Raw genomic sequence first — 12,604 nt, 5'->3', positions numbered from 1 at the left:
TATGAGCAAACCACTCGTTGCCCACTCCGCTAGGCGCTATCAGTTGGCCGATCTGACGATGGCCGGTGGGCGCCCCTGGTTTGCTGTTCACGTGCTGGACGATGATGGGCATACGTCTTCTTGGATCATCAGTGGCGAACTGAACGGGGACAAGTTCCATTTTCAGCCCGAAACGTGGGTGCCGGATGCCATCCAGGCAATCGTTGGTGACGGCGATGGACAGATATGGGCAATCACCAGCGAAGACCAATTGGTCACCAACACTGACCTTGATCTGCACGATGGATGGCAGAAGCTCACGCCCCATCTGCAACTTGAGGCGCGCAGCAGCTGGTTTTCACGGCGAATAGGTTACTTGACGCCAGGCGGCGAAAAAACCGAGCTCGCCGGTTGCCTGTGTTGGAGCAGCGGTAGCTTACTGATCGGTACATTTGCGCGGCGCCTGTATCGTTGGACGTCGGGCGATTTCGCCCTGCTTGAGCATGACGATCATGTCGTGGGCACGATGGGCGGGATCAACAATATTGTGGTGACGGCTCAGGCGGTGTTCGCATTGGGCTATACAGGCCTTATCCTGCGTCGGATAGCCGAAGGGGTATGGCAACGTGTGCCGGGCCCATGGCCCGAAGAGGCCAATACGTTCGTCAATCTGATTGCCGGTGTCGAAGGTCCACAGGGTGAACTATGGGCGGTGGCTGCCGGCGGCTCCGTGGTCTCGGTTGTAGGTGAGGTGATCAGGACTATCGCCCAGGTTCCGGCAGAGCCATTGGGTATCACACGGTTTCAGCGGCAGTGGTTCGTGTCGACACTCGATGGTTGCTACGAACTGCCTGGCGATGGGGATACGGTTCTGATCAAGCGCAATATTCTGATGGGCAAGGCAATTGACGGTGGGGCTTGCTTGATTGCGTTTGATGCCGAGCCGCAATTTTCCGAGAGTGCAGAGATTCACATCTGGTTGCGTACCAGAGGCCGCGACAGCTGGTTCCGTCAAATCATATGTCGACCTTGATGCAATGCCAATGCAGTTTTATCTGCATTGGCTGCGAACGTTTGGTCAAGGTAGTGCGGTGGGTGAGGGAGATGAAGCAGAGGCGTTGCGTCACCAGCGTTTTCAAGAGTTCATTGCGCAGCTTTCCACGGGTTGAGTTGTGTGATCGCAAAAAAACGCCAGGCTCCTCTGCCACCGGCACAGGTAGCGATCTCGAAACCGGACAAGCAACCTATCTTCTGAAACGACCGATCACCCAGTCTGAAGCGTTCTCATATTTCTCGCGAGTTGCTCCCGAGCGCTGCCGGAAACCTTGGCCTTGTGCGTTTGGGAGGCAAAAAAAGCAGGTCCGCGCGTCTCACTCGATGTTTTCATACGGCAGCCCGACATAATTTTCCGCAATCGTCTTGCGTCCGGCGTCCGAGCTTGTGAAGTAATCGAGTTCGGTCTTCTGGATACGCTGGCTGAAGGCATCGGTGTCGGGAAAACGGTGGAGAATCGAGGTCATCCACCAGGAAAAACGTTCGGCTTTCCAGACCCGACGCAGGCAGATTTGCGAGTATTTCTCCAGCAGGTCGGTGCGGCTCTCGCGATAAACCTTGAGCAGGATGCGGTACAGCGTGCTGACATCGCTCGCCGCCAGGTTCAGGCCTTTGGCGCCCGTGGGCGGAACGATATGGGCCGCGTCGCCGAGCAGGAACAGCCGGCCATATTGCATGGGCTCGACGACAAAACTGCGCAAGGGCGCGATGCTTTTTTCGATCGAGGGACCGGTGACCAGGTGCTCGGCGATCGTGGCCGGCAAGCGGCGTTTGAGCTCTTCCCAGAAACGTTGGTCCGACCAGTCCTCGACCTTTTCCTCGGCACCTACCTGCACGTAATAACGCGTGCGTGTCGGCGAGCGCATGCTGCACAAGGCGAAGCCACGCTCATGGTTGGAGTAGACCAGTTCGTGGCTGACCGGTGGGGTATCGGCCAGGATACCCAACCAGCCGAAAGGGTAGACCCGTTCAAAAATCTTCAGCGTCTCTGGCGGTATCGATTGTCGCGAGACACCGTGAAAACCGTCACAGCCGGCAATGTAATCGCAGTCCAGGCGGACGGTCTCGCCGTTACGCTCGAAGGTCACATAAGGGCTGTCGCTCTTCATGCCGTGGGGCTGCACATTTTCGGCATCGTAAACAGTCATTGCGCCCACGGCGGCACGTGCGTCCATCAAGTCTCGGGTGACTTCGGTCTGGCCATAGACCATGACTGTTCTACCCTCGGTCAGTGTCTTGAGGTCGATGCGTTCACAGCGTCCGTCGAAGGCCAGTTCGAAGCCGTCGTGCACCAATCCGTGGGCGTCCATGCGCTCGCTGACCCCGGCTTCGCGCAATAGATCGACCATGCCTTGTTCCAGCACGCCGGCACGAATGCGCGAGAGGATGTATTCGGGGTTCTTGCGTTCGACGATGACGTTGTCGATGCCCGCGCGATGCAGCAGTTGACCGAGCAAAAGGCCGGACGGGCCGCAGCCGATGATAGCGACTTGGGTTTTCATGAGAGAGAGTCCTGTCTGGTACCGCTGAAGGCCGGGGACCTTGCGGGGTGCTGTTGTTTTTGTCTCCTGTATTTTTAGTGGCTAAAGCACGGATAAGAAGGCAATATCCGACGCATTCCATGGACTTTTCGTGGATCGTCGCAAGAGGCGGGAAATGTCGAAATCTTTCGCGGTGCCTGTTCCGGTGTTCAAACTCTACGGTGAAACCGGCGTCTGGCCGACGCCCGACCTGATTCATTGCGAGTCGATCCCCGAGCGCAGCCAACTGCACGGCTGGGAAATAAAACCCCATCGGCACAGCGACCTGGTGCAGCTTCTGTACGTGCAGGCAGGGCGGGCGACGCTGAAAGTCGAAGACGCGATTCACCACATCGATTCACCTTCGCTGCAAGTCGTGCCGGCGCTGAGCGTACACACCTTCAAGTTCTCCGAGGATATCCAAGGCCACGTGCTCAGCCTGGCGCTGCCCCTGGCCGAACAGCTGGGTGCTTCGCTCAACAGTCCGGTGCTGACCACGGCGGCCTGTTACCCGATCGGCTCCGCGCATCCGTATCTGGACACGCTGTTTTCAGCCATCACCCGGGAGTACAGCCAACAGCAACCCGGTCGTGATCCGATGCTGCAATCGTTGATCACGGTGCTGTCCATCTGGCTCGCTCGGCGCGGCCTGGAGTTGTCGGCACCGGACGCGTCGCCGCTTGAGCGGGGGCGCGAGCATTTGCAGGTGTTCACCCGGACATTGGAGCAGCGCTTTCGCGAACACCTGCCCATCGAGCACTATGCGGCGACATTGGGCATCAGCACCGCTCACCTCAATGCCCTGTGCCGGCGCCTCTGTGGGCAATCGGCATTGCAGATGATCAACCAGCGGCTGTTGCTGGAAGCCAAGCGCGACCTGGTCTACACCGCGATGACCATCAACCAGGTGTCGGACCGCCTGGGTTTTTCCGAACCGGCCTACTTCTCGCGCTTTTTCAAGCGCGGCACGGGGCTGTCACCGAAACAATTCCGTATCCAGCGTTAGCGGATGCCCGACCTCGAAGGCAGCGAACTGCGGTGAATATCGATACCCGAATCAAATTCCGTCATCTGGTGTGTTTTCTCGAAGTGGCGCGCCAGGGCAGCCTGGCGCGTGCTTCGGACAAACTGGCGATCAGCCAGCCGGCGCTGTCCAAGACCCTCAAGGAGCTGGAAACCCTCCTGGCCGCGACTTTGTTCGTGCGCAGTAAAAGCGGTGCGGCGCTGACCGAGGCCGGGGTGGCCTTCCTGCGTTACGCCGGTCCCAGTGTCCAGGCGTTGCGCGAAGGGGTCAATAGCCTGCGTTCCGGCGAGCACGAGCCGATCACCGCGAGACTCGGCGTGCTCTCGACCGTGGAAAGCGTGCTGGTGCCCGAGGTCGTCTGCCGTTTGCACGCCCGCCATCCCGCACTGGTGATCAGCGTGGTGACCGGGCCGAGTGCGTACCTGTTGTCGCGACTGCGGGTCGGCGAGCTGGATCTGGTGGTCGGACGCATGACGGACAGCCCGCAGATCCTCGGGCTGGCGTTCGAGCATCTGTACAGCGAATCCATGACCCTGGTGGTGCGCAGCGGTCATCCACTGTTGGCCGATCCTCAGGCCCATAAAAACCTCGAAGGCTACCCGCTGGTATTGCCGCTGGCGGGGACGACGATTCGCCAGTTCGCCGACAGTCTGTTTGTGCAGCATGGCATCAGCCCGCCGCGCCAGCGCCTGGAGACTCTGTCGTTGACCCTGAGTCGACGCTACGTGCAATGCAGCCAGGCGATCTGGGTCGCGCCGTTCGACGCGGTCAGACAGGACCTGAGTCGCGGGGAACTGGTCGAACTGGAGTTGGGGATTCGCGAACCGGGCGGTTCGGTGGGGTTGTGCAGCAATCCGGCGCTGCCGATGCCACTGGCGGCGCAATGGTGCGTGGAGGTGCTGCGCGAGGTGGGGCAGGCCTACCGCGAGGGTTGTTATCCATAACCATTTGGATATGGATAAGGTCGGTTTTTTCAGTTTTGCAGAGGACTCTATCAGGGGAGACTGAGGCACAGACTGCTAGCCATGCAGCTTTACCTCTAACAATAAGGAGACTGGTATGTCTGACGCGGACAACAGCCGCTTCGTCATTCGTGACCGCAATTGGCACCCAAAAGCCCTGACGCCTGATTACAAAACCTCGATCCTGCGTTCGCCACGCCAGGCCCTGGTGAGCATTCCTCAGTCCCTGTCGGAAACCAGCGGCCCGGACTTTTCCCATCTGAAGATGAACCAGCACGATAACGATCTGCTGTTGAACTTCAACAATGGCGGCCTGCCCATCGGCGAGCGCATCATTGTCGCCGGGCGGGTCTGCGACCAGTACGGCAAGCCGATCCCGCATACCCTGGTGGAGATGTGGCAAGCCAACGCCGGTGGCCGCTACCGGCACAAGAAAGACAGCTACCTGGCACCCATCGATCCGAATTTTGGTGGCGTCGGCCGGGCCCTGACCGACCGCGACGGCAACTACAGTTTCCGCACGGTCAAGCCAGGCCCGTACCCGTGGCGCAATGGTCCCAACGATTGGCGTCCGGCGCATATCCACTTCTCCATCAGCGGCCCGTCGATTGCCACGCGCTTGATCACCCAGCTGTATTTCGAAGGCGACCCGCTTATCCCGATGTGCCCGATCGTCAAGTCGATCGCCAATCCGGAAGCGGTGCAGAGCCTGATCGCCAGGCTCGACATGAGCCTGGCCAATCCCATGGATTGCCTGGCTTATCGCTTTGATATCGTTTTGCGCGGCCAGCGCAAGACCCACTTCGAAAACCGCTGAGGAGGCACGCGCATGCCCGTTCAACTTCTGCCTGAAACCCCTTCGCAGACCGCCGGTCCCTACGTGCATATCGGCCTGGCGCTGGAGGCCGCCGGCAACCCGCCGCGCGAGCAGGAAATCTGGAACGAGATGGCCAAACCCGGTGCGCCGGGCGAGCATATCCTGCTGTTGGGCCATGTCTACGATGGTAATGGTCACCTGATTCGCGATTCGTTCCTGGAGTTCTGGCAGGCCAACCACGAAGGGGTCTACGACAGCGATTACAACCTGGAAAAAGCCTTCAACAGCTTTGGCCGTACCGCCACCACGGATACCGGCGAGTGGCTGCTGAAGACCATCAAGCCCGGTACGCTGAACAATGCCGCCGGTGTGCCCATGGCGGCCCACATCAATGTTTCGCTGTTTGCCCGGGGCATCAACATTCACCTGCAGACCCGTCTGTACTTCGACGACGAAGCCGAGGCCAATGCGCTCGATCCGGTACTGAACCTGATCGAACAACCGCAACGCCGTGAGACCCTGGTTGCCAAGCGTTGCACGGTTGACGGCAAGCTGGCCTATCGTTTTGACATCCATGTTCAAGGCGAGGCGGAAACGGTGTTCTTCGATTTCTAAGGTTGTGGCTTGCGTGCGCTTGTAGGGCGCTTGCCGATGCAAGCGACCCGATAATAATAAGAAGGAAATGCCTGTATGTCGTTATTCGCCCCTGTGCCCGTGGTGGGCACGCTTGATGTTCAGCTATTGATCAACACCAAGCCACTCTCCAGCTATCAATGGCGGGTGGTGCTGCTGTGTTTCCTGATCGTCTTTCTCGACGGTCTGGACACGGCGGCCATGGGCTTTATTGCCCCGGCCTTGAGCCAGGACTGGGGCATTGATCGTGCCAGCCTGGGGCCGGTGATGAGTGCCGCGCTGATCGGCATGGTCTTCGGTGCCCTGGGTTCCGGCCCCCTGGCCGACCGTTTCGGGCGCAAAGTGGTGCTGGTGGTGGCGGTGTTTCTGTTCGGCGCGTTCAGTTTGCTGTCGGCCTACAGCAGCAATATCGATCAACTGCTGGCCCTGCGTCTGTTGACCGGCCTGGGCCTGGGGGCGGCGATGCCCAATGCCACCACGCTGCTGTCCGAATACACCCCGGAGCGGCTCAAGTCGTTGCTGGTGACCAGCATGTTCTGCGGTTTCAATCTGGGCATGGCCTGCGGCGGGTTCGTCTCGGCGAAGCTGATTCCACTGCTGGGTTGGCACAGCCTGCTGATGCTCGGCGGGATTTTGCCGCTGGTGCTGGCGGTGGTGCTGTTGTTCCGGTTGCCGGAGTCGGCACGCTTTCTGGTGGTACGCAATCGTGGTGTGGAACGGATTCGTCGGGTGCTGGCACCGATTGCACCGCTGGAGGTTGCGGCGGCCACCGGCTTCAGCGTGCCCGAACAGATGGTGGTACAGAGTCGCAACGTGTTGAAGGTAATTTTCTCCGCTACCTATAGCGCGGGGACCCTGTTGTTGTGGCTGACCTATTTCATGGGGCTGGTGATCGTGTACCTGCTGACCAGCTGGTTGCCGACCCTGATGCATGACAGCGGCGCGAGCATGGAGCAATCGGCCTTTATCGGCGCGCTGTTCCAGTTCGGCGGCGTGCTCAGTGCCGTGGGTGTGGGCTGGGCGATGGATAAATTCAATCCGCACAAGGTCATTGGCGCTGCCTACCTGTTGGCGGGCGTATTCGCCTGGCTGGTGGGGCAGAGCCTCGGCCATGTCAGCCTCTTGGCCGCCCTGGTGCTGTTGGCCGGCATGTGCATCAACGGCGCGCAATCGGCGATGCCCTCACTGGCCGCGCGCTTCTATCCAACCCAGGGGCGCGCCACCGGGGTGTCGTGGATGCTCGGCATTGGTCGTTTCGGCGCGATCCTGGGAGCCTGGGCCGGGGCGACGTTATTGGGCCTGGGCTGGAACTTCGAACAGGTGCTGACCGCCCTGGTGGTACCCGCGGCATTGGCGACCCTGGCGGTCGTGATCAAGGGACTGGTCAGCCATGCGGATGCTGCCTGAGAGCGCCTCACTGATTTTCATGAATCCTGGAGCAGTGGTTTGAACAGACCGACGAATCAACTTTTCGATGCCTATTTCACCCAGCCGGCCATGCGGGCGATTTTTTCCGATCAGGGCCGGTTGCAGGGCATGCTCGATTTCGAAGCCGCCCTGGCCCGTGCCGAAGCCAGCAGCGGGCTGATTCCCCAGGAGGTGGTTGCCGATATCGAAGCGGCCTGTCGCGCGCAGCTGTTTGATATCGACGAGTTGGCCGTGGCCATCGGCAATGCCGGTAATTCAGCGATTCCGCTGGTCAAGGCATTGGGCAAGAAGATTGCCGCGGTCAACCCGACGGCTGAGCGTTACCTGCATATGGGCGCCACCAGTCAGGACGTGATGGACAGCGGCCTGGTGCTGCAACTGCGTTGCGCCATCGAGCTGTTGGAGCGCGATCTGGCGCGCTTGGCCGATGCGTTCGCCGAGCAGGCCACGCGCTACGCGAGCACGCCGCTGGCCGGACGTACCTGGCTGCAACAGGCGACACCCGTGACCTTGGGTATGAAAATCGCCGGTTGGCTGGGCGCTATCACTCGTCATCGCCAGCGCCTCATGGAAATCAAGCCGCGTTTGCTGTGCCTGCAATTCGGCGGGGCTTCGGGCAGCCTGGCGGCCTTGGGCGACCAGGCTTTTGCGGTGGCCGAAGCGCTGGCCACTGAATTGAATCTGCACTTGCCCGACCAGCCTTGGCACACCCAGCGTGATCGGCTGGTGGAGTTCGCCAGTCTGCTGGGCATGATCGCCGGCAGCCTGGGTAAAGTCGGACGCGATCTCAGTTTGCTCATGCAGACCGAAGCCGCTGAGGTGTTCGAGCCGGCCGCACCCGGCAAGGGCGGCTCCTCGACCATGCCGCACAAGCGCAATCCGGTCGGCGCGGCAGTGATGATCGGCGCGGCGACCCGGGCCCCCGGGCTGGTGGCGACGATGTTCAGCGCAATGCCGCAGGAACATGAGCGCAGCCTCGGCCTCTGGCATGCCGAATGGGAAACCTTGCCGGAGCTCTGTTGCCTGGTGTCCGGCTCGCTGCAACAGGCCTTGCAAGTGGCGCCAGGGTTGGAGGTCGACGCCGGGCGCATGCGGCAGAACCTGGAGTTGACCAAAGGGCTGGTGCTGGCGGAAGCCGTGAGCATTGCCTTGTCCCGACGTATTGGCCGCGATGCGGCGCACCATCTGATCGAACAATGTTGCCGCCGTGCGGTGGAGCAGGGCGCGCACCTGCGTCAGGTGCTTGCTGGCGAACCGCAAGTGACCGCGCAACTGTCCGCCGAGGCGCTGGGCCGCCTGCTGGACCCGGCCTGTTACCTGGGCCAGTCACAGCGCTGGGTCCAGCGCGCGCTGGCCGAACATCACGCCTTCAAACCTTAGAACAGGATCCTGAAATGGACGAACAACAACGCTACGAAGCCGGCATGAAAGTACGCCGCGAAGTGCTCGGCGATGCCCACGTGGATCGCAGTCTGGAAAAGCTGACCCCGTTCAATGGCGAGTTCCAGGAGATGATCACCCGGCATGCCTGGGGCGATATCTGGACCCGCCCCGGATTGCCGCGGCACACCCGCAGCCTGATCACCATCGCCATGCTGATCGGCATGAACCGCGAAGGGGAGTTGCGCCTGCATTTGCGTGCGGCAAAAAACAATGGCGTGACCCGCGACGAGATCAAGGAAGTGTTGATGCAGAGCGCGATCTATTGCGGCATTCCCGCGGCCAACGCCACCTTCCATCTGGCTGAGGCGGTTTGGGAGGAAATGGACGCCCAGTCGTGAGGTAGCGATGCTGGATCTGCGGTGTGGCCGGCGTAGGCTGCGGCGTCGCCATTAGCCATTTTCGGCACAATAGCGCCAGTGGTCGATGTGGCGGAATGGAACTTGCGTAAGCAACTGCCTGTAAGCCTTGTGTGCTCAACAGGATCCTTCCATGAACAACAATAATTCAGCCGTGGAAACCACCACGGCAACCTCGGGTATGCCTTCAGCGATTCAGCGATATCACACCCATGATATCGATCAGCACGCGCGTAACATGGGTGGCTGGCAGGTGCGTTACGACCAGATGACGCCGGGGCTCTTCGAGGGCGAGCTGATCGAGTTCCGTGCCGGCTGGATGCAGCTGGTGCGCGACCGCACCAATCAGTCCATGCTCAAGAGCGGTAGCGCCTGGGCGGGGGCCATCACCTTCAGCGTGCCACTGAGCTCACAGGGACCGGTGTTTTGCGCCGGGCATCCGATCCATGAGCAGAGCCTGCTGGTGGCTCATGGTGAGCATTTGCCCGATCTGCGCATCCCCGAGCATCTGGACCTCTTGGCCGTCACGGTTGAAATCCAGGCCCTGGAGCATGTTCTGGAACGCCAGGCCAGCCGGTTTCGAATTACCGATCTTCCCAGGTGTTACCGTTTGGGCACTTCCTCGGTGCAAGCCGAACTGACGCTGTTGTTCGATGAGTTGGCCGCTGCCGATCAGGGGCAAGATAACCTGCTGGGTCATGAGGCGATTCGTCATGGGATCCGCGACGCGGTGATGGTGCAGTTGCTGGAACTGGTGGCACCGGATCAGGCGCCGCCCCTCAATCCGACGGCGCGCAAGCGCATGGTCGATCGTGCCAGGGAATATGCGCTGGGGCATCTGGACGAGCCCCTGTCGATCCTCGACCTGTGCAATCACATCGGCGCCAGCCGGCGCAAACTCCAGTACTGTTTCCAGGAAACCCTGGGTATCAATCCCGTGGCCTACTTGCGGGCACTGCGCCTCAACGCGGTGCGCCGTGAGCTGCGTGACAGCCCCTATGAGCACGGGGTGCAAGAGGTGGCGGCGCGCTGGGGCTTCTGGCACCTGAGTCGCTTTGCCAGCGATTATCGGACGCTGTTCGGCGAGACGCCATCGCAGACCTTGCGTCGCCATCAACTGTGCTGAAAACGGATAACCCGCTACCCGGGACCGTTACTAGGATGGCCCACACCATTTGATTGGGAGGGGCATTCGATGAGTCACCACAACAATAATTCAAGCATTCGCCGCGTCACCGTGCTCACCTTGGCGCTGTTCGGTTTGTGCGACGCCGCGCAGGCCACTGAAAACGGTGCACCGACCACCGCCGTGGGGGTCTATGACTTCGGCGCGGGAATGATGCCGCCGGCCACGCCATTCGGCACCCTGGGCCTGCGTACCGCCTTTTATTCGACCCGTGTGCAGAAAGACAGCCATGGGCGCTCGGTGGATAACAAGTTCTCCCTGGACGTGCTGTCCCTTGGTCTGGCCTATATGCGCATGACGAACTACAGCGTGTTGGGCGCCAAATACGGCTTTGGCGCGGTGGTGCCTTTCTTCAAGATGGATGCCTCTCTGGAGGTGCCAACACCGGGCGGTCCGTTGAAGCTTGCGGCCGATCCGTTCCGGATGGCCGATGTGCAGTTGCTGCCATTGATTCTGCAATGGAACCTGTCGCCCAACCTGTTCATCAACACTCAACTGCAGATCCAGACGCCCACTGGCGACTACGACAAGAACCGACTGATTTCTCCAGGACTCAATCACTGGACGTTTTCCCCCATCGTCAACGGCACCTACATCAGCGACAGCGGTTTCGAGGTGTCGTCGAGCTTTGAGCTGGACGTCAACACGCGCAACCCGGCCACCCACTACAAGAACGGCGTGGAGTACCGGCATGAGTTCGCCGTGGGCCAGCACTTCGGTCCCTGGACCGCTGGCATTGGCGGCTACTACTACCGCCAGTTCACCGATGACGATGCCCCAGCCCTGGTCGGCGGCAATCGGGCCCGGGTACTGGCCGTGGGGCCGGCGCTGAGCTACTTCAAACCGGGGCTGCCGCCGATCTGGCTGCACGTTTACAAAGAGCAGGGCGCGAGCAACCGCGCCGAAGGCTACACCGTCGCCTTGCGCGTTTCCCAAAGCTTCTGAGGGCCGGATCATGACCGATGTGCATTCTGCTTCGACTCTGGCCACGCCCGTCACGCGTCAGGCCACGGGGCGCCGTGAAGGGCTGGTGCTGATGCTGGGCAGTAGTCTGACCATCATGGGCGCGGCGATGGTTGCGCCGATCCTGCCGAAACTGGGGGCCGAGTTCGCTCCACTCAATCCCCAGGCCGGTGTGCTGCTGCCATTGGCGGTGACCGGGCCGGCGCTGGCGATTGCCGTGTGCGCGCCACTGGCCGGCTGGCTCGCCGATCGGGTCGGACGCAAGGCGCTGCTGGTGTTTGCCACCGTGCTCTATGCCTTGCTCGGCGCGCTGCCGGCGTTGCTCGGCGACTTGCTCTCGATTGTTGCGGTACGCCTGCTGTTCGGGGTGGCCGAGGCAGCGGTGATGACCTGTTGCGCGGCGCTGATCGCCGACTATTGGCAGGGTGAGGAACGGTTGCACTACATCAATCGCCAGGTGGTCACCATCGGCCTGGTCGGTGCGTTGTTCTACGTCCTGGGCGGCGCTTTGGGCGAGCATTCCTGGCGCTTGCCGTTCCTTCTCTATCTATTACCGCTGCTGTTGGTACCAGCCATGCTCAAGCTGCTCTGGGAACCGGTCAGTGCCCAGCCGTCCGTCGAGGCGCAAGGCGCGCAGCGGGTGGCGTTCCTGCCGCTGGTTGTGGGTTATCTGCTGATCCTCGGCGGTATGGTGCTGTGCTTTGTGGTGCCGGTACAAACCCCCATCTTGCTGGTCGGTCTCGGCGTAACGTCGAGCACCCTGATCGGTTTGTCCGCCGGTCTGAGCCTGCTGGCCACCCTGGGCGGCTCCCTGGCTTGGCCGCTGCTGCGGCGGCGCCTGGGGATCGCTGGTACCAATGGGCTATTGCTGCTGTTGCTGGGGATCGGGCTGTGGTTGCTGATGCGCGGGCACAGCTATGAGCAAGTGCTGTTGGCGGTGCTGATCCATGGTTTGGGCGCGGGGCTGCTGGTACCCAATGTCATGGCGCCGGTGATGGAGGCCCTGAGTGCCAGAACCCGTGGTCGCGGACTGGGCGGCTTCACCGCCTGCCTGTATTTCGGTCAGTTCGTCAGCCCCTTGGTGGTGGTGGCTCTGGGCGCGTTTACGGGTGACTTGCGCCATTCCATCGCATGGCTGGCCCTTGCCAGTGTCGCTGCCGCGTTCCTGTGGGGGATCGCCGCGTTGGCGCGTCAGCGCTCGAATGCTGTCGCCGTATCCACCCCCTCGTCATTGAAATAG

General features: G+C 61.2%; 12 protein-coding genes. 11 read left to right on the top strand and 1 reads right to left on the bottom strand.

All coding sequences use genetic code 11. From position 1 onward, the window contains the following. Position 1 precedes the first annotated feature (1 nt). Complete coding sequence (locus M5B99_RS04975; RefSeq protein WP_248802930.1) at positions 2-1,012, top strand: hypothetical protein; 1,011 nt, start codon at positions 2-4, stop codon at positions 1,010-1,012. Positions 1,013-1,349: 337 nt separating this feature from the next. On the opposite strand, the gene pobA is transcribed toward M5B99_RS04975, so the two are convergent. Further along, positions 1,350-2,534 carry a 4-hydroxybenzoate 3-monooxygenase gene (gene pobA, locus M5B99_RS04970; RefSeq protein WP_248802929.1) on the bottom strand — a complete coding sequence of 395 codons (1,185 nt, stop codon included), beginning with the start codon at positions 2,532-2,534 and terminating at the stop codon, positions 1,350-1,352. 154 nt (positions 2,535-2,688) lie between these two features. On the opposite strand from pobA, the gene M5B99_RS04965 reads away from it, so the two are divergent. The 10 genes from M5B99_RS04965 (at position 2,689) to M5B99_RS04920 (ending at position 12,604) form a co-directional block, all read left to right on the top strand. Then, positions 2,689-3,558: a helix-turn-helix domain-containing protein gene (locus tag M5B99_RS04965; protein ID WP_248802928.1), complete on the top strand. Its 870-nt coding sequence runs from the start codon at positions 2,689-2,691 to the stop codon at positions 3,556-3,558. A gap of 32 nt (positions 3,559-3,590) precedes the next feature. Beyond that, positions 3,591-4,520: a pca operon transcription factor PcaQ gene (gene pcaQ, locus M5B99_RS04960; protein ID WP_248802927.1), complete on the top strand. Its 930-nt coding sequence runs from the start codon at positions 3,591-3,593 to the stop codon at positions 4,518-4,520. A 115-nt stretch (positions 4,521-4,635) separates the two neighbouring features. Next, entirely contained in the window at positions 4,636-5,355 is a 720-nt protein-coding gene (pcaH, locus tag M5B99_RS04955; protein ID WP_248802926.1) for a protocatechuate 3,4-dioxygenase subunit beta, read from the top strand. Between the two features lie 12 nt (positions 5,356-5,367). Then, the gene (gene pcaG, locus M5B99_RS04950; RefSeq protein WP_191488068.1) at positions 5,368-5,970 is read left to right on the top strand and encodes a protocatechuate 3,4-dioxygenase subunit alpha; all 603 of its coding nucleotides are present in this window, start codon (positions 5,368-5,370) and stop codon (positions 5,968-5,970) included. A 75-nt stretch (positions 5,971-6,045) separates the two neighbouring features. Then, complete coding sequence (locus M5B99_RS04945; protein ID WP_248802925.1) at positions 6,046-7,395, top strand: MFS transporter; 1,350 nt, start codon at positions 6,046-6,048, stop codon at positions 7,393-7,395. A 39-nt stretch (positions 7,396-7,434) separates the two neighbouring features. Then, the gene (locus tag M5B99_RS04940) at positions 7,435-8,796 is read left to right on the top strand and encodes a 3-carboxy-cis,cis-muconate cycloisomerase (RefSeq protein ID WP_248802924.1); all 1,362 of its coding nucleotides are present in this window, start codon (positions 7,435-7,437) and stop codon (positions 8,794-8,796) included. 14 nt (positions 8,797-8,810) lie between these two features. After that, positions 8,811-9,197, top strand: coding sequence for a 4-carboxymuconolactone decarboxylase (gene pcaC / locus M5B99_RS04935; protein ID WP_191488065.1), 387 nt, complete (start codon positions 8,811-8,813; stop codon positions 9,195-9,197). Between the two features lie 151 nt (positions 9,198-9,348). Next, positions 9,349-10,341 (top strand): helix-turn-helix domain-containing protein, encoded by a 993-nt coding sequence (locus tag M5B99_RS04930; protein ID WP_248802923.1) that lies wholly within the window; start codon positions 9,349-9,351, stop codon positions 10,339-10,341. A gap of 69 nt (positions 10,342-10,410) precedes the next feature. Continuing rightward, positions 10,411-11,346 (top strand): transporter, encoded by a 936-nt coding sequence (locus tag M5B99_RS04925; RefSeq protein ID WP_248802922.1) that lies wholly within the window; start codon positions 10,411-10,413, stop codon positions 11,344-11,346. A gap of 10 nt (positions 11,347-11,356) precedes the next feature. Beyond that, complete coding sequence (locus tag M5B99_RS04920) at positions 11,357-12,604, top strand: MFS transporter (protein ID WP_191488062.1); 1,248 nt, start codon at positions 11,357-11,359, stop codon at positions 12,602-12,604.

The organism is Pseudomonas sp. MWU13-2100 (genome assembly GCF_023242365.1).
Taxonomy (GTDB): Bacteria; Pseudomonadota; Gammaproteobacteria; order Pseudomonadales; family Pseudomonadaceae; genus Aquipseudomonas.
This window is presented reverse-complemented; position numbering and strand designations above follow the sequence as displayed.